Origin of the sequence: Mariniblastus fucicola, assembly GCF_008087665.1 — a bacterium.
GTDB classification, from domain to species: domain Bacteria; phylum Planctomycetota; class Planctomycetia; order Pirellulales; family Pirellulaceae; genus Mariniblastus; species Mariniblastus fucicola.
Genome location: NZ_CP042912.1, coordinates 5,759,817 through 5,777,020 on the forward strand (window position 1 = coordinate 5,759,817; position 17,204 = coordinate 5,777,020).

14 protein-coding genes are annotated in these 17,204 nt (G+C 53.3%); 8 read left to right on the forward strand and 6 right to left on the reverse strand.

Features of this window, described 5'->3' with window-relative positions; translation table 11 throughout:
* Window positions 1–41 precede the first annotated feature (41 nt).
* Window positions 42–1,589: a sigma-70 family RNA polymerase sigma factor gene (locus MFFC18_RS21565; protein WP_075083817.1), complete on the forward strand. Its 1,548-nt coding sequence runs from the start codon at window positions 42–44 to the stop codon at window positions 1,587–1,589.
* 83 nt (window positions 1,590–1,672) lie between these two features.
* A complete protein-coding gene (locus tag MFFC18_RS21570; RefSeq protein WP_075083816.1) occupies window positions 1,673–2,086 on the forward strand; it encodes an HAD family hydrolase in 414 nt (137 codons plus the stop codon).
* Between the two features lies 1 nt (window position 2,087).
* Here MFFC18_RS21570 and MFFC18_RS25355 read toward each other — a convergent pair whose 3' ends face one another.
* The 3 genes from MFFC18_RS25355 to tatC all read right to left on the reverse strand — a co-directional run bounded on the left by MFFC18_RS25355 (window position 2,088) and on the right by tatC (window position 7,342).
* Window positions 2,088–5,048: a sulfatase-like hydrolase/transferase gene (locus tag MFFC18_RS25355; RefSeq protein WP_162273931.1), complete on the reverse strand. Its 2,961-nt coding sequence runs from the start codon at window positions 5,046–5,048 to the stop codon at window positions 2,088–2,090.
* 195 nt (window positions 5,049–5,243) lie between these two features.
* Window positions 5,244–5,909 (reverse strand): methylthioribulose 1-phosphate dehydratase, encoded by a 666-nt coding sequence (mtnB, locus tag MFFC18_RS21580; RefSeq protein ID WP_084416996.1) that lies wholly within the window; start codon window positions 5,907–5,909, stop codon window positions 5,244–5,246.
* Window positions 5,906–7,342 (reverse strand): twin-arginine translocase subunit TatC, encoded by a 1,437-nt coding sequence (gene tatC / locus MFFC18_RS21585; protein ID WP_075083815.1) that lies wholly within the window; start codon window positions 7,340–7,342, stop codon window positions 5,906–5,908. The genes mtnB and tatC overlap by 4 nt, the downstream gene beginning before the upstream one ends.
* Before the next feature lie 136 nt (window positions 7,343–7,478).
* On the opposite strand from tatC, the gene MFFC18_RS21590 reads away from it, so the two are divergent.
* On the forward strand, window positions 7,479–8,468 hold the full coding sequence (locus MFFC18_RS21590) for a type I phosphomannose isomerase catalytic subunit (protein ID WP_075083814.1): 990 nt from the start codon (window positions 7,479–7,481) through the stop codon (window positions 8,466–8,468).
* 106 nt (window positions 8,469–8,574) lie between these two features.
* Here the strand turns inward: MFFC18_RS21590 and MFFC18_RS21595 are convergent, their stop codons facing one another.
* Window positions 8,575–9,381: an enoyl-CoA hydratase/isomerase family protein gene (locus MFFC18_RS21595; RefSeq protein ID WP_075083813.1), complete on the reverse strand. Its 807-nt coding sequence runs from the start codon at window positions 9,379–9,381 to the stop codon at window positions 8,575–8,577.
* A 178-nt stretch (window positions 9,382–9,559) separates the two neighbouring features.
* Here MFFC18_RS21595 and MFFC18_RS21600 point away from each other — a divergent pair, with 178 nt between their 5' ends.
* Complete coding sequence (locus MFFC18_RS21600; protein WP_075083812.1) at window positions 9,560–10,600, forward strand: sugar phosphate isomerase/epimerase family protein; 1,041 nt, start codon at window positions 9,560–9,562, stop codon at window positions 10,598–10,600.
* Between the two features lie 125 nt (window positions 10,601–10,725).
* Here MFFC18_RS21600 and MFFC18_RS21605 read toward each other — a convergent pair whose 3' ends face one another.
* Window positions 10,726–11,325, reverse strand: a complete 600-nt coding sequence (locus MFFC18_RS21605; protein ID WP_075083811.1) for a hypothetical protein — start codon at window positions 11,323–11,325, stop codon at window positions 10,726–10,728.
* 78 nt (window positions 11,326–11,403) lie between these two features.
* Entirely contained in the window at window positions 11,404–12,408 is a 1,005-nt protein-coding gene (gene epmA / locus MFFC18_RS21610) for an elongation factor P--(R)-beta-lysine ligase (RefSeq protein WP_075083810.1), read from the reverse strand.
* A gap of 106 nt (window positions 12,409–12,514) precedes the next feature.
* On the opposite strand from epmA, the gene MFFC18_RS21615 reads away from it, so the two are divergent.
* From MFFC18_RS21615 to MFFC18_RS21630, 4 genes are all read left to right on the forward strand, one after another.
* Window positions 12,515–13,363 (forward strand): LOG family protein, encoded by an 849-nt coding sequence (locus MFFC18_RS21615; protein ID WP_238381216.1) that lies wholly within the window; start codon window positions 12,515–12,517, stop codon window positions 13,361–13,363.
* Window positions 13,364–13,592: 229 nt separating this feature from the next.
* Complete coding sequence (recJ, locus tag MFFC18_RS21620) at window positions 13,593–15,389, forward strand: single-stranded-DNA-specific exonuclease RecJ (protein ID WP_075083809.1); 1,797 nt, start codon at window positions 13,593–13,595, stop codon at window positions 15,387–15,389.
* The gene (locus MFFC18_RS21625) at window positions 15,386–16,087 is read left to right on the forward strand and encodes a uracil-DNA glycosylase (RefSeq protein ID WP_075083808.1); all 702 of its coding nucleotides are present in this window, start codon (window positions 15,386–15,388) and stop codon (window positions 16,085–16,087) included. The genes recJ and MFFC18_RS21625 overlap by 4 nt, the downstream gene beginning before the upstream one ends.
* Before the next feature lie 121 nt (window positions 16,088–16,208).
* Window positions 16,209–17,018: a CPBP family intramembrane glutamic endopeptidase gene (locus MFFC18_RS21630; RefSeq protein ID WP_157665096.1), complete on the forward strand. Its 810-nt coding sequence runs from the start codon at window positions 16,209–16,211 to the stop codon at window positions 17,016–17,018.
* Window positions 17,019–17,204: the final 186 nt, after the last annotated feature.

Consider the following 17,204-nt stretch of genomic DNA (forward strand, 5'->3'; position numbering starts at 1 on the left):
TCGTCCCAATCAACCTTATATCCATCCCGGCGGAGTTAAAATTGTACGATACCCTTATCGAAGAATTTAACGGCGAAGCAACAAGAACACGAGTCCCTGACGATGGCATTCAAAAAGCTATCGCCGAAGCGGATCCGGCAGCGCCCACAAATGAAACGAGAGTTCAACCTGTTCCTGACCCCAAGGCCAGTGAGTTCACTGGCATCGACGAGTCAGAGGGCTGGTCGGACGATCCGGTACGCATGTACCTGACGCAGATGGGTGAGATTCCTTTGCTGACCCGTCAGGAAGAAATCACGCTGGCCAAACGCATCGAAGACACACGTCGTCAGTTCCGCACACGTTTGCTGGAATCAGATTACGTCATCAAGGCTGCTTACAAGACGCTGGTTCGAGTCTACCGCGGCGAGTTGCCGTTCGATCGTACCGTTCAGGTTTCCGTTACGGATCGTCTTGAGAAAGAACAGATTCTCGGACGCATCGGCCACAACCTGAAAACGTTGTCGATCCTGCTCAAGCAAAATCGTCACGACTTCCTGACCGCCTACTCCAAAACTGCTTCGGCCAAGAAACGCCACGAAGCATGGGAGAATTTGGGCCGTCGTCGTCGTCGCTGCGTTCGCCTGATCGAAGAACTGGGACTTCGTACCCAGCGAATCGAAAACCACATTCGCATGATCGAAGACTTCAGCGAACGTGTGGATGAACTGCAGAGCAAAATCAACAAGCACAAGAAAACAAAGAAGCCTGCGGACGAGCGTGAAGCTTGGGTTCAGGAAATGCGTGGTATTCTTCTGGCCTGCCAGGAAACGCCCAGCAGCCTGCGGAACCGATGCAACTTTCTGCGTGACGTTTACAGTCGCTACCAGAAAGCCAAACGCGAACTGTCCGAAGGTAACCTTCGCCTGGTGGTTTCGATCGCCAAGAAGTATCGCAACCGTGGTTTGAGCTTCCTGGATTTGATTCAGGAAGGCAACGCTGGCTTGATGCGTGCGGTCGACAAATTCGAATACCGTCGTGGTTTCAAGTTCTGTACTTACGCCACATGGTGGATTCGACAGGCGATTACCCGCGCTGTCGCCGACCAGAGCCGTACGATCCGTATTCCGGTTCACATGGTTGAGACAATGTCTCGCGTGCGTTCGGTTTCACGTCAACTGCTTCAGGAACTTGGCCGCGAGCCGACTCTCGAAGAAGTCGCACGTCGCAGCGAAACGACTGTCGAAGAAGCACGCCGCGTACTCGCGATGAGCCGCTATCCGATCAGCCTTGATCGTCCGGTCGGCAACAGCGAAGACAGCCACTTCGGCGATCTTCTGCCAGACGGTGAAGCCGAAAGCCCATCGATCGGTGCGTCGCAGGAAATGCTCAAAGGTCGGATTCAGGATGTCCTGAAAACGTTGAGCTATCGTGAACGCGAGATTATCAAACTTCGTTACGGTTTGGGCGATGGCTACAGCTACACGCTGGAAGAAGTCGGCCACATCTTCAAGGTGACGCGTGAGCGTATCCGTCAGATCGAAGCCAAAGCCGTTCGCAAGCTGCAGCAACCAAGCCGCAGCCAGGAACTGGTTGGCTTCCTGGACTAACTCCAGACATTTCAACAGATCAAAACCCGCTGTTTTTCGACAGCGGGTTTTTTCATACACACTCCAGATCACAAGAATCAATCATGGCAATCGAAGTCGTATTCTTTGACATTGGCGACACTCTCATCAGCAAGAAACGCTGGCTTCCGGGAGCACTGGATTGTGTTCGTGCAATCAAGGAGAAAAAGATTCGCGTCGGGCTGATCTCCAACACCGGAAATCTGACTCGCGATGATTTGCAACGGCTCCTGCCAGAAGATTTCGACTTCGCTATCTTCGAAGAAGGCCTGACGCTGCTGTCCTCTGAGGTTGGCATCGAAAAACCAAACCTCGGAATCTTTTCGCTGGCTGTGCAACACGCCGGCGTTTCTCCGTGGCAAACCATGTTCGTCGGCGAAAGCCTGACCGAATCACTCGCTGCCCAGCAAGCAGGAATGCAGGCCGCGCGAATCACTGATCCGGAAGCGGACTTCAAGGCTTTGCGAAAATCCCTGTAGCTCATTCTTCGAGCTGCGTTTCGACATAGAAGTTTCGGTCGAGCTCAAACATTTCAATCTCATCAGCGAACTCAAACGACGCAGCGTCTCCGCTCAACTCCAATGAAATCGTCTGCCCGTTGATAGCAGCTCGAGCCGGTATCTTGAGCCCGTCGACGGCCTTCTCAAGTCGATATTTCAGCGTCTTGCCGTTGATGCTGTATTTGAGCACCGGAATGTCGGTGCCGCGAAGATACTGATCGAAGACTTTGCTGAAATCGAAACCGGCTTGCTCGCTGAGATAGTCTTCAACCTGCTGTGTCGTTACGGTTTGATGCCAGAACGCTTTATTGAGGCCGCGTAGGATAGAACGCCATTTTTCGTCGTCGTTCACAATGTGCCGCATCATGTGAATCATGTTGCCGCCTTTGTAGTACATGTCGCCGGAACCCGAATTGTTGACGCCATAGACGCCGATGATGGGGCTTTCGTTTCTGACATTCCTGCGGCAGCCGATCACATAGTCTTCGGCTTCTTGCTTCGTAAAGTGATATTCAACGAACAGGTTTTCGCTGTAGTTTGTGAAGCTCTCGTGGATCCACATGTCAGCGGTATCCTTCATCGACACGTTGTTGCCGAACCACTCGTGCCCGGACTCGTGAACGATAATGAAGTCAAACTTCAGGCCAACGCCTGTCGCACTGAGATCGCGTCCGCGGTAGCCATTTTTGAATCCGTTGCCATAGGTGACCGAGCTTTGATGCTCCATGCCCAAATACGGAACGACGACCAGTTTGTAGCTGTCCTCGTAGAAAGGATATTTGCCGAACCAGTGTTCGAACGCTTCGATTGTTCGCGGAGCTTCCTTGAAATGCTTCTCCGCCGTTTCGCGTTGATGCGCAAGCACCCAGTAGTCCAGATCCAGCGTGCCAAACTCGCCGTCGTATTTGTCCTTGAAGTTCACATAGTTGCCGATGTTTACGTTCACGCCGTAGTTGTTGATGGGCTGGGTTACTGTCCACTGAAAAGTCTTCGTTTTGCCATCAACATCGTGATCGGTTTTCGTCAGACGCCCGTTGGAGACGGCTGTTAAGTCTTCGGGCACCGTGACGTTGATCTGCATCCCCGCATCGGGTTCGTCATAGCCATGGTCCTTGCACGGCCACCAAATACTGGCTCCGATTCCCTGACAAGACGTGGCGATAAAGTGCTTTCCCTTGTTGTCTTTCTGCCAGGAAAAACCGCCGCTCCACGGAGGATTCTTGCTGACGACAGGTGTGCCTTCGTAGAAGACCTGAATCTGATCGCTCGTTCCTTTCGCGATCGGCTTGCCGATTTCGATCAAGTACACGTTTCCATTTCGGGTAAAGCTCAACTCACCCGATTCATGCTCGACTTTCGTAATCTCAAGCGGTTCCTGCAGATCGATTTGCATCGTCGAACCTTCTTCGAGCACTTCGAAGCGGATGATGTTCGAGCCCTTGATCGTTCTTGCTTCCGGATCAACCTGAACTGACAACTGGTAGTGCTTCAAGTCCCACCAGGCACGTTCTGGCGTGATCGAACCACGCAGGCGATCCTGCTGAGTGAACTTTTTACTTTCATCATCAACCCACGGATCGGGAAGCCGCATAAAGAACTTGGTCAGCGAAGACTCCAGCGAGATTGCTTTCTCACGCCGCTCCTCGAACAGGTTCTTCGTCTCATGAGGATCCACTTTGAGATCAAACAACTGAGTCGATTTGTCTCCCTGCATGTGTTTGTGAATTCCCCCATTTCGACCGGTCTGGCCGTCGAAACATTTGATCAGTTTTTCATCGCCGACCACGCACCAGCGGTACAGCAACGATTTGGACGGATCATCAATGTCCGCGATATCGTGTGCAAAAATCTCACCGCAGAGAGCCTCCCGGTTGAGCGCCTCGCCACGAGCGACCGACATCAAGTCCAGCCCGGTCATCGCCTTGGGAACCTCAATCCCGGCCGCCTGGAGAATCGTCGGAGCCAGATCAATGCTGCTAACGAGGGTTTCCTGATCCATCACTGGCTCAATCGTTTCAGGCCAGCGGACCATGATAGGCGTGCGCACGCCACCTTCCGATGGCGACTGTTTGCTTCGAGGCGCAAATGGCTTGTTCCAATCCTTTGGCACGTTTGACTCTTGCGTGCGTTGGATCCAACCGTTGTCCGTGACGTAGATCACGATCGTGTTCTCACCGAGTCCTTTCGAATCGATATGGTCCACCAACTGGCCGCAGGTTTCATCGAACCATTCGCACATCGCGTAGTATTTCGCAAGAGACTCCGGGCGTCCTTCGGCGGTATATTTTTCCAACAAGCGCTTCGGTGGGTTGTGCGGCGTGTGTGGCAGAAACGGCGCATACCAAACGAAAAACGGCTTCTCCCCGGCGTCTTCAATGAAGTCATAAACGGGCTGCAGTCCCTGACGGCCAATTTTCAATCCTTCGTCACCATGTCGGCCACCGCGCTTCCGATCGCCGTGTGTCATGCCGTGCGTAAAGCCTCCATCGGCAAAGGATCCTTCCCACCATTTGCCGGACTGAAAGCTGACGTAGCCTTTCGTAGCCAACAACTTCGGCAGCGTATCCAACGATTTAATTTTCGCATTCAGTGCAGCGATTCTGGTTTCCCGATCCTCGCCGCCGATCGCCGGATCGTTTCCGGAAATGTGATGCTGAATGGGATACAACCCTGTGATGATCGATGCCAGAGAAGGACGACAGAGGCTTGTCGGCACATACCCGCGAGTGAATGTCAGACTTTGTGCGGCCAGTTTGTCGAGGTTTGGTGTTTCGATATCCGCGTGCCCCATGAACCCATAATCGGTCCAAGCCTGATCGTCAGAGATGATCAAAACGATATTGGGCGGCGATTCGGATTCGTCAGCTTGCAAAGAAGTCGTGAGCAGCAGGCAAAGCATGATGCCAGAGACCAGTTTGCCAGTTCGGGACAGAGATACCATTTCGTTCCTTTTGCGAGTACGTGTAACACTGGCAATCATACCCGAAGCGGCAGCAAGCTTACACGCAGGACGCAGGACAGCGGACTCCGGCGTGAGGTGTGAGCGGCGCGGAACTACTGCCCTTTGCCTGTTGCCCAAGAACGGCATCCGGACATTTCCGATCGCGCAGTGGAGACCGCTCCCACACCGATCGACTTACAGGCCCAGTTTCCGCCCAACGCACTCGAACAGAAACTCATACACCTCGATGTGTCGTCGCGACGCAAAAACGTCACGGCCCCAGGTATACAATCCGTGTTTGCGAATCAGAAAACCATGCGAGATCTTCTCGGGCTGCGACTCAATCATCGCTTGCACTTCCCTGGCCAGCGACGGGATGTCCTGAGTGTTGTCGAAGATCGGCACCCAATGCTCCGTCTCGTGCGTCGCAGTCCCCTCCAACCCTTTGAGCATCTCAAAACCTTCGATCTCGAATCCACCCTGGTCATAAAAGTGATCCGAAAGCAAAGTGCCCCAGACGCTGTGCGTGTGCAAAATTGAACCGGCACTAACAGGTTCTGCAGCCAGAACCACGTGCAGCATCGTTTCCGCCGAAGACTTGAGCTGGTCGGCCTGCGTGGGGCATCCTTCTTGATCCAGACGTACAAAATCGCCTCGTTTCAGCCGACCTTTGTCCTTGCCGCTGGCGGTAACAATCAGTTCTACCGAATCACCAGGAATCACAACGCTGTAGTTGCTGCTGGTTCCAACCGACCAGCCTCGGGAATGAAACAGCCGCCCACACTCTCGCAGCTGATCGATTTGATCTTCAAAGCCAGCCAACGGATGGCCGACCGGAAAGGATTCTGCCACTTCGCTCATACCGTCGCCTCGTCGAATGGATTGTCGCTCGTCGGAGCCGGCATCCACTTGCACATCCCGATGCCGAGGAAATACAGCAGCGTCAACGGCGCCGCCATCAGCACCATACTGATCGGATCCGCAGGCGTTAACAGCATCGAAAGCACACTGATCGCCATGACGGCAATCCGCCATTTCTCAATGTAAGCTTCCACACTGATCAATCCGATTCGGTTGACAAACAGCATCACCAACGGCAACTGGAACGCGACTCCAAATCCCAACGGCAGGAACATCACAAAGCTTAGCCAATCATTGATTCGCATTTGCGGTGCGATGCCCATCGCTTTGTTGAACGAGAACAAAAAGTCCAGCACTGGAGCAAACACAAAGAAGAACGCCAGGCAAACGCCAGCGAAAAACAGCGCCAAACTCACTGGCAGGAAAATGTAGACGTATTTTTGCTCGTGAGGGTAAAGGCCTGCGGCGACAAACGTCCACAGAAACCAGATGATCGCCGGCAACGCGACCAACAAGCCCGTGATCAAACCCGCCTTGAGCCAAATCAGGAAACCGTCGGTCGGCGCCAGAGACTGAGGCTCGTTGTTGAGCGGCACCCACATCGTCAGCTCTCCTAGAGCACGTTTGAGTGGCGGCAACTGGTTTTGAAACAGGCTATGCACGAGTGCCCGATTGAGCTGACGATTGGCAGCTTCGTCTTTCGAGTTCTCCCGCAAGTAAGTCTTCATTCTCGCCAACGGTTTTTCGACAGGCTTGGAGAACATCCGAGCCAGCAATCCCTGATCCGGTTCCGCCAGCTGTTCCGAAAACGCAGCATCGGAATGCAGATCCTTACCGGCCACAACATTGAATGCGTCGACCAACAGCCCAACGTCCGCGCCGTTGACCTCTGACTTTTTCGCGAGGTCGGCGATCTTGATCTGCGTCGCTTTGGGAATCCGGCTCCAGACTGCCTTAAGCTGCGCCGCGTCACTATTGGCGTCCGCTGTCTGATTGGCCAAGCGCCCGGACAGCTCCTTCAGCCTCTCGCGGTCAAAGTCGACGGCGGAAAACAGATAGGGATTCAGTTCGACTTTTTCACCGATGTCAGGACTGATCGATTGCAACAGCTTGAGAATCTCAACCGGGTCGACCAAACCTTTTTGCGGCACATATCGGGACTCGTCCATCCACGGAGCAAGATCCGGATCGATGTAGCCCTGCTCACTGACCATCTGGTCTTTGGCTTCGACCAGCTCATAATTGTCCAACGCTTTGCGAAGCGGAACTTTAAGCTGCTTGACGACGTTTTCGGCAAAATAGAAGCCGATACAGCATCCAATCGCCAGAGCGATAAGGCATTTGACCAACACCCAACGCAGCTCTTCGAGATGCTGCCCAAAGCTCATCCGGCTTTCTTCAAAAAGGTCGTCGTCGCTGTTGCGGAAACTCATTCGGGGTCAGACTACTTTTGCTCGTCAACGGAGGCAGTAAAGTGATAGTGTGTGTTGTGTCTGGGATCGTATCAGAAGCCAACGATTCCCTCAACGAAAGCCCTCAATCGTGATCCCTATTCTATCTGGTGGCAACATGTACCCTCTCCGCTTTGAGCCAATTTTCCGACGATACATCTGGGGTGGGTTCGGGTTACGCGACCAACTGCTCAAAGAAACCGGGGACGAAACCGCGGCTGAGAGCTGGGAGATCGTGGATCATGGCGAGGACCAGAGCATTGTGATGCATGGCCCGCATAGCGGGAAAAGCCTGCGACAATTGATCGCTGACCATGGCACGGAACTTCTGGGGGCCGACCTGGCAAGCCAACTGGTATCGGATTCCATTCCGGTCCAGCTACGAAATCGATTTCCGCTGCTGCTGAAGTTCCTCGACGCGAACCGGGACTTGTCCATTCAGGTTCACCCAGACGACGCTTTCGGTTCGACACTCTCGCCACCGGATTTGGGCAAGACCGAAGCCTGGATCGTGATGGATGCAAAACCCGGCGCGAAAATCTATGCGGGCTTGAAAGAAGGCGTGACCGAAGAGGCCTTTCGGGCCGCTGCCGCCAGCGGCGAAACGCCTTCGATGATGCACAGCTTTGAGCCGAAAGTCGGCGATTGCGTTTTCATCAAAGCAGGAACCCAGCACGCGATCGGCGCAGGGCTGTTGATCTGTGAGATTCAACAGGCCAGCAACACGACGTTCCGGATTGACGATTGGGGCCGAGTCGATGCCGATGGAAATCCTCGAGATCTGCACATTGAACAGGGGATCGCAGCCACTGATTTTGCACGCGGCCCCGTGGCTGCTGAAACTCCCGCTGCCGATGGTGAGGGAGTCGAAACGCTGGTCACCTGCGACAAGTTCACCATTTGCCGTCACCGAACAGGCGAATCGGTGAACGTTGGAGGCGACGGTCGCTTTCGTATTCTGACCGTGATCGATGGGTCAGTTTCAATCGAGAACGATCCCGCCGATAAAGAGCTTGGACGAGGCGAAACGGTTTTGTTGCCGGCTTGTCTTGGTGCGACGGCGGTTGAGCCAACCGGAGAGTCTGAGTTTTTGGAAATCTGGGCTTAGAGTCGACACGTCACAGAGTCGCAATCGCGAACCTGTTGAAACGATGAAGCCATCGTGCCAGGCACCACATCACAGATCCTGATGGAGACCTGCGACAGGTTTTAGTTTAGAACTCAGTGGGTTTATCCCAATCGGGATCTCGTTTTTCGAGAAACGCGGCGATGCCCTCTTTCGCCGCCAGCGTCGTTCTGGCCGCAGCCATATTGGCGGCCGCGATGCTTAGCTGCATCAACAGCTGTTCGCCAACCGTTTCGGTTAGAAACTGCTTTGTCATCTGATGCGACTCTCGAGCCGTCAGCGCGGTGCGGCTGACGACTTCCTGGCTTTTGGCCCAGACAAAATCTTCGCTGACGATTTCATGGAACAGCCCCAACTCTCTTGCCGTGGCGGCATCAATCGTCTGACCGCTGAATAACAAACGAGCGGCCAACCCCGTGCCCAATCGATATGAAAGCAGCGGCATCGTCAGCCCGGGACTCAAACCTCGAAGCGATTCCGGAATCGAAATCGTTGCTTTGTCTGACGCCACAACCAGATCCGAAGCCAGCATCAGCGCGACGCCGCTGCCCACGACTGGCCCGTTGGCCGCGCAAACGATGGGCTTGGGATATCGCAGCATCAATTCAATCAGCCCGCGAAACTCGTTCGCATCCTGATGCCACTGCTGCATCGCGTCTTTCGCCTCAGCAGTTTCCTGAAGCTGAACCAAATCGGTACCCGAACAAAACGTGTCGCCGGCGCCTGTCAAAATCACTCCACGGACATTGCGTTCCTGATGAAAGTCCTGAAACGCTTGGTCAATCATCGAGACAATTTCGCGCGACAACGCGTTATGTTTGTCCGGGCGATTGATCAAAATGGTCCCGCTCGGCGGATCTTTACGAATTTGTACGTTGTCTGAAATTGCGATCATGTCGTTAACGCGTCAATTCGGACCGCAACCAGGAAAACTCACAGTCGACTGGTCCAATTGGGGAATCTGTTACGCCTGGATTCGCATCGACGAGATTTCGAATCCTTGAAAGAGACCCGTTTGGTGGCCACAATAGGCGTTCGATAATTTTAGCAGACTTACCACCAGGCACGACGTTATGGCAAAGCCAATTTTTCACTCGAGTATCGAAGGAGCGCAGCACGGCGCGAAAACTCTGGACGAATTCCTCGCTTTCGCGAAAGCGTCCGGAGCCGGCGGTGCTCAACCTTCCAACTACATGCTCCAGGCGTCGGACGACGGCACTTCGTTCAAGTCAGCTGAAGAGATCAAAGACTGTTTCGAAAAGCACGAGCTGCACTTCGATGGAATTTCAGCCCACTGTCCTTTCTGGGTTCACACAAGTGCCTGGACGGGAACCAAAAGTGGCCACCCATTCATTCACGCCCAGAACCACGACAAGTCACCGTCGGAACTGGAATCGTTCTACGAGGACTATCTGTTAAAGCTGATGGATCTGTCCGCTGAATGCGGCATCAAGATCATGCCCATGTTTTGGGGCGTGGCTTTCGGTTGGGAAATGGCGACCGGATACCCCTGGGGGTTCTGGGCGGGTCCCGGTTTCGACCTGCTTGCAGAAGGCAAAGAACGTTTTGCCACAAAGACCGAAAAGCTACGTGCTCACGCGAACTCGTTGGGCATTTATCTGGCTCACGAAATTCACCCTGGAACGGCTGCGGTTTGTGCGGATGAATTCCTGATGCTGGTTGATACCTGCGATGGCGACAAATGTCTTACAGTCAATGCCGACCCTTCCCATTGCTGGGAAGGCGAAGATTGGGAGACTCGTTTCAACAAAGTTGGCGATCGCGTTTACGGTTGCCACGTGAAGAACTTCACGATTCACAAGAACGTGCCGCTTCGCAAGATGGACGGCAATTGGCACAACCGCGCGATGCAGTTTACGGACCTCGCGACAGGCGACTTGAACATGACGCGATACGCAGAAGTCATGATGAAGATCGGCTATGCGTCGCGATATTGCGACATCATGGGTAGCGAAACTGCTCCGCTAATTGTGGAAGCAGAAAGCAACTATCGCGACGGAGATCGCACCAGCGCGGACGGCATCGCATGGGTTCGTGACAACCTGTGCTTCGACGTTCAGGAAGGCTCGTTTGAGGACGCGATGGGAGCGTAGCAGAAAAAAGCTGAAGCCAACGCAACGTTCCGTGGGCTTTAAGTTTCAATGCTTTCAGATTTCAAAGGGCTCGGTGTTCACATGTGAATGCTGAGCCCTTTCTTCATTTATCCGCAAGACACACTCTAACGCCGCTTATGGAACAGCAAGGCAAACGCGTAGACCAACATGGTATATCCGCCCAATACAATATTCAAAAATACGCCCTGAACCAGCGTGGTAAAGTAGAACCAAACCAACATGTACGGCCATGCGACGATTTCCGTCTCTTCATATCTGGTTTCAAGACCAAAACCATAGCCAAACAACTCGGACACAAGCCCCACTGAGAACATTCCGCAGATCATGTCCAGAATCATCGCGACAGGGTAAATCACGGAAATCACAATCCGTGAGATGTAGCCAATGTTGACGGCCAGTCTTATCGATCGATTGGTAAGCTTTCGCCGCGTCCATTCTCTCGATTCAATAAAAACATACAGGGCCACAAAAGTCAGAATCCCCAACAGCATCGCAACTGACTGGATCGCATAGTCATCGGCCAACGCCATCCCCCAAAAGAAACTTGGCGCGGCGCTCACAATGCAAATCACCAACCACCTCACAAGCGACTTGCCCAAATGGAATTCGCGAATCTCGGTGTCAGGATCGAAATCCGGAATGGCAGTCGCGACCGCAACCTCGGGAGACGCGAACGGGTTTGGCGGTTGCGGTTCTTCGTTCATCTGAATCTTCTGAGAATGTTTATCGCTATCTGTTCGAATCGGACTCAGCAACGCGCGCGTCTTTGAAGCACTGTCACCCTAAGCCCGATCGATCGGAAACGCAATCACGTCACCAATCGACTCTTTCTTCAACAACACCATCAGCAACCGGTCGATTCCCAACGCCACGCCGCTGCAGGCTGGCAAACCGTGTCGCATTGCTTCAAGCAACTGACTCTCGAGCGGCAACGCGGCAATTCCGTCAGCCAACCGTTGCTGGTTCACCCATTCGTTTCGGTCCAACAACTCAACCGGGTCGAGCAATTCGTGATAGCCGTTTGCCAGTTCGACTCCGTTCACATACAGCTCAAACCTCTCAGCGTAAACGTGATCGTCGCAGCGAATTTTCGCCAACGCTGCCTGGCTGGTCGGCCAGTCAAAAACGATCACCGGGTGCTTAACTCCCAACTTGGGCTCAACGATTTCCGACATGATCAAGTTCAGCCAGGAGTCTCGATCCTGATCATCGACGAAGGAAGTCGTATCGACGCCATTGAATTCGCAAGCGGCAGCAAATTGTTCAATCGACGCAGAGAATGGATCGATGCCTACGACAGCAACAAACGCATCGCGGTAAGTGATGGTAGCAACCTGATTCACATCGAAAACAAACTTTGCAAACTGGGCTAACAGATCGATGCCTTTAAGAAGATCGTCTCCCACCCGATACCACTCCAGCATTGTGAATTCCGGATTGTGTCGGCGACCCGATTCCCCTTTTCGGAATGCTTTGCAAATCTGAAAGATGGAGGTGGCTCCAGACGCCAGCAACCGTTTCATGGCGAACTCGGGCGAGGTCTGCAAGAAGAAGTTTGCGTCGCCGTGGCCTGGATCCTGGCTTCCGCCCGCGATCACATTTGACTCGCTGACCCGAACCGGATCGATGTAGCGATCCACGACCGTATCGCGAGAAAGCAGTGGCGTTTCGACGTGCAGGAAGTCGCGATCTTCGAAAAAAGCACGTATCTTTCGCAGCAGGAGGCTACGCTGACGAAGAACAGCCAAACTGGCCGTGGGCTGGAATCGAAATTCTTCGGATGACATGGGGCGGACCGTTAAACCGGTCTTTCAAAAACAACGGCGGGGAATTAGGCTTTTCGCTCATCAAAAAACAAGAAAACGAATAGAAAACCACGCACAGGATAACATCGTGAGCGAAGACAAAGAAGTAAACGATCGCCTCGACGCGATCATGAATCACCACAGCTATCGTCTGGCCTATCTGGACGAAATCTTCATCCGCCGCGAAGACCTGCGACCGCTGCGTCTGGAACTTGAGCTGCTCAAGCCAGAAATGCTGATGGAAGAAGCCGGCATCAAGTCAACTGTCGTCGTGTTTGGCGGAACTCAGATCGCGCCCAAAGACGTTGCAGAAGCACGCTTGGCCGCAGCCAACGAAGGCATTCGAAAGCTTCCCGATGACCCGGCAGCGAAACGCGAACTGTTTCTCGCAGAGCGCGTAATGTCCAAGTCTCGCTACTACGAAGAGTGCCGGGAGTTTTCACGGATCGTCACCGAGTACAACCTCAGCGATGGTCATCACGGTGAGTTCATCATCAAAACGGGTGGCGGGCCAGGCATCATGGAAGCCGGCAACCGGGGAGCCTACGATGCGGATGGCCAATCGATGGCGCTCAACATCACGTTGCCGTTCGAGCAAACGCCGAACTCTTACATTACGCCAGGACTGTGTTTCCAGTTCAACTACTTTGCCATCCGCAAGATGCATTTTTTGTTGCGAGCCAAAGCACTGGTTTGCTTTCCGGGCGGATTCGGAACACTGGACGAACTGTTCACAACGTTGACTTTGCGACAAACCGGTCGGATGCAAAACATTCCGATCATTCTCTACAGCAAAGAATACTGGGACGGAATTATTAACTTCCAGTTCCTGGCAGACGAAGGCGTCATTCAGGATTCGCACATGGAGCTGTTCCAGTACGCTGAATCGCCTGAAGAAACGTGGAAGATCATCAAAGATTTCCACGGCGTCAGCTAGAGCACTCGAATAGGTGAGTCTGTCGCAGGCTGATGCGCAATAAGGCGTACAGTAGGTGAGCCTGTCCCAGACTCATGCGGCAATAGCGAACATGTTGTGAGTCTGGGACAGACTCACCTACTGCCAGCGTCCTGCACAAGCTTGATCGCCATGGCTTCGAGAGACTTGCCTAGTTTGCTCACGTTTTTTAACATATCGGTTTCAAATCAAACTGTGTGTTGGAGAATCGATGAGCCTGAAATGGAATTTGCGTGCGCACGATGCGCAACTGGTTCAGTCGATTGAACGCGAATCCGGCGTGTCTCCAGTCATTGCACAACTGCTCGCGCTGCGCGGCATCACGCAACCCGAACACGTCAGCAGTTTTCTGGATCTGAAAATGACCGGACTGCGTAAGCCCAGCGAACTTCCCGGCGTGGACGCTGCGGTGGACGCGATCTTCGAATCGATCGAAGCCAATGAACGAATCTGGGTGTACGGCGACTACGATGCCGACGGGATGACCTCGACTGCGATTCTATATCGTTGCTTGAAAAAGCTCGGCGCGGATGTGGGTTACTTCGTACCCAATCGGCTGCACGATGGCTACGGCGTGAGCAATGAAAGCCTCAAGAAGATCCGCGAGAGGGACGCCAGCCTCGTCATCACGGTCGACTGCGGAATCAACAGTGTTAAAGAAGTTGAATACGCAAAATCGATTGGCTTGCGGATGGTCATCACCGACCATCATCGAGTTGGCAATGAACTTCCGAACGCAGCAGCGATTGTCCATCCAGGATTGCCAGGCGACCCGTATCCGTTTCCGGGATTGTGCGGCGCGGGCGTGGCTTTCAAACTCGCATGGGCCATGTGTCAACGCCGTGCCGGCAGCGAAAAGCTTCCTGAATCAATGCGGAACTTTTTGTTCTCTGCGGTCTCACTTGCAGCGATCGGCACGGTCTGCGACGTCGTTCCCCTGTTGGATGAGAATCGGATCATCGTGCATCACGGGCTTAAGTGCATGCAGTCGTATGCGAACCAGGGCTTGCGGGCGCTGATCAAGATCGCGGAATGTGACAAAAAGCCAAAGCTTGAATCCGAAGACCTTGGGTTCCGTATCGGCCCAAGGCTCAACGCGGCCGGGCGTTTGGGGCAGGCTCAACTGGGAGTCGAACTGCTGACTTGCGATTCGCCAGAACGGGCTCAACATTTGGCAACTTACATCAACGAGCTGAACAAGAATCGCGACTCGCTGGATCGCAAAATTTTGAAAGCCGCCAACGAAGCGATCAAGAAACACCACGATCCGGAAAACGAACCCGCAATCGTGCTGGCTCAACCAGACTGGCACCTGGGAGTCATCGGAATCGCGGCCGGCAGGATTGCTGAACAGTACCATCGCCCAACCGTTTTGATTTCACTCGATCCGCTTGGGCAACGCGCCGGTGTAGGCTCCTGCCGATCTGCTTGCGGCGTCAACCTTTACGATGCTCTGGCTGGAAGCGCCCATCACTTGATCAAGTTCGGAGGTCACTCAGCGGCTGCTGGATTGAGCATTGATGCCGACAAAGTGGATGCTTTTCGAGAGGAGTTTTGCGAACAGATCATCGATCAGGTGAGCGTGGAAGCACTGATTCCGGATTTGGATATCGATGCCGAAGCACTACTCGGCCATTTGACGTTTTCGATGATGAACGATCTGGAGCGACTGGCTCCATTCGGGCAAAAGAATCCTCGCCCGTTGATGTGTGCGACTGAAGTCCGGCTTGCAGAACCTCCCAAAACGATGGGCTCCGACGGCCGACATCTTTCGCTTCGTCTGCAACAACACGGATCATCAATTCGGGCCGTCGCGTTTGGCAAAGCCGAATGGGCCAAGGAACTGGAAAAGCCTGACGCCTGTTTTGATTTCGCGTTTCGTCCTCAGATCAACGAGTTCCGCGGCTATCGCAGCGTCCAATTGCATCTGGTCGATTTTCGTCCTTCGGAGAACGGCAATGCCGTTGCCAGTGACGTCAGTGGCGATGTTGCGATCCAAACTCAATGAGCCACTTTCCTGATCACTGGCCCACCGAATCTGATTGGTCCGAAACGCTCGTGACCCAATTCGAATCCGACTGGTTTCAGGAGCTGAATCGGTTCGTCCGTCAGCAGCGAAACGATGCAACAGTCTATCCTCCGGCAGAGGACACTTTCAACGCATTTCGATTCACGACGTTGGCCGAAACGCGTGTCGTGATCCTTGGGCAGGACCCCTATCACGGTCCGGGACAGGCTCACGGGATTTGCTTTTCAGTTTCTGAAACCGTCAGCAAACTGCCTCCTTCGCTGAAAAACATTTACAAGGAAATGGCAGCAGATTTGGAATGTGAAATTCCGCAGTCCGGAAACCTTGAGTCGTGGGCGCGACAGGGCGTTTTGCTGCTCAACACCGTGCTGACGGTTCGAGAGTCCGAAGCCAACTCGCATCGTAAAAAAGGCTGGGAAAAATTTACTGATGCTGTCATTCGCAGCGTCGGCGAAAGAGAACTGCCGTGCGTTTTTATTTTGTGGGGAAAGCCAGCAGAGAAAAAACTATCGATAATTGGCGAACAGCACACAACCATTGTATCGCCCCACCCTTCCCCGTTATCTGCTCATCGCGGATTCTTCGGAAGCCGGCCTTTTTCGCGAACCAACGAAGCACTGGATTCGTTTGGCCAGAAGAAAATCGAGTGGACTTCGGTGTCCCGCGCGTCCGGTTGACGGCAGCGGAATGACATTGGCGACGATGCTGAAAATCGGTACCGTTTGTCGTCCCGCACGAGCGGAATCCAGCACGACATAACCGACTCCGCTTCGTAGCGGAAACATGAACACGAATGCGATGAGTATCCAGCTTCAACAACCGGAACGGAAGAAACCGGGATCGGTACTCGAAGTCCTCGATGCGAAAACGCAACCGGTCAAGAAGAAAGCCGTGCGGTACGACTATTGGTTGGAGACGCACAATCCACTCGCATGCCTGGCCTTCATGTTGCCATTGCTGATCTGGTACGAAGTCAGCATGGCGTTAGAGTTTGAGGCCGTTCGCAGCGGAATCGACCGAATTGTTCAGATGGTTTTTTCACCGCTTGGACAGGCCAGTATCGTAATACTTCCTCTGGTGTCCGTTGGGCTGTTTTTATTTTTACATCATCGCCAGAAGCAACCCGGACAGTTTCATCTTCGGACTGTTTTCTGGATGGCGATTGAGTCCATTGCCCTGGCGACGATACTGTTTTTAGCCTGTGACATTCTGTTGCTGTACCTCGACAATCAACGTCCCCAACCGCTGGCGGGATTGGCGACTGTTTTCTCGGACTCGAAGCAGTACGGACGTTTGCTGATGTGTCTGGGAACGGGAATCCACGAAGAACTCGTTTTCCGATTGTTGATCTTCGCGCCGCTTTTTTGTTGGCTGTGTCGCGTGACACAAAGAGAGAACGTGGCCCTGTTTTTAGCGGCGATTCTGGTCAGCTGTCTGTTCGCGGTCGCACACTGCGACGCGTTCAACCCCGAAGGCTCTCCGTTTCAAATGTCCACGTTCCTGTTTCGTTTTTTGGCTTCAGTCTTTTTGTGCGTCCTGTTTCGTTTTCGCGGAATTGCGATTGCGATTGGTGTGCATGCGGTGTTTGATATTTTGGCGATTAGCTGATGCGTTTCAGTTTCAATCTTCAAAATGCCGATCTGTTCTGCAGGGATTGTCAACAACAGAAAATCCAATTTCCCATGAAAAGAATTTGTCGTTGGTTCACGAGTTTTGGAAGCGTATAATTTCTGTCCGCGTTCAAAAGACCTTTTTCCCAAATTTGCTTTTTTGCAGTCGCAATTGTCTCTGAGC

Bases quoted from the DNA above. Each gene is read 5' to 3' on its own strand.
- MFFC18_RS25355 (WP_162273931.1), bottom strand. From the start codon at position 5,048: ATGGTATCTCTGTCCCGAACTGGCAAACTGGTCTCTGGCATCATGCTT.
- MFFC18_RS21595 (WP_075083813.1), bottom strand. From the start codon at position 9,381: ATGATCGCAATTTCAGACAACGTACAAATTCGTAAAGATCCGCCGAGC.
- MFFC18_RS21605 (WP_075083811.1), bottom strand. From the start codon at position 11,325: ATGAACGAAGAACCGCAACCGCCAAACCCGTTCGCGTCTCCCGAGGTT.
- MFFC18_RS21590 (WP_075083814.1), top strand. From the start codon at position 7,479: ATGTACCCTCTCCGCTTTGAGCCAATTTTCCGACGATACATCTGGGGT.
- tatC (WP_075083815.1), bottom strand. From the start codon at position 7,342: ATGAGTTTCCGCAACAGCGACGACGACCTTTTTGAAGAAAGCCGGATG.
- MFFC18_RS21600 (WP_075083812.1), top strand. From the start codon at position 9,560: ATGGCAAAGCCAATTTTTCACTCGAGTATCGAAGGAGCGCAGCACGGC.
- MFFC18_RS21625 (WP_075083808.1), top strand. From the start codon at position 15,386: ATGAGCCACTTTCCTGATCACTGGCCCACCGAATCTGATTGGTCCGAA.
- mtnB (WP_084416996.1), bottom strand. From the start codon at position 5,909: ATGAGCGAAGTGGCAGAATCCTTTCCGGTCGGCCATCCGTTGGCTGGC.
- MFFC18_RS21570 (WP_075083816.1), top strand. From the start codon at position 1,673: ATGGCAATCGAAGTCGTATTCTTTGACATTGGCGACACTCTCATCAGC.
- epmA (WP_075083810.1), bottom strand. From the start codon at position 12,408: ATGTCATCCGAAGAATTTCGATTCCAGCCCACGGCCAGTTTGGCTGTT.
- recJ (WP_075083809.1), top strand. From the start codon at position 13,593: ATGAGCCTGAAATGGAATTTGCGTGCGCACGATGCGCAACTGGTTCAG.
- MFFC18_RS21630 (WP_157665096.1), top strand. From the start codon at position 16,209: ATGAGTATCCAGCTTCAACAACCGGAACGGAAGAAACCGGGATCGGTA.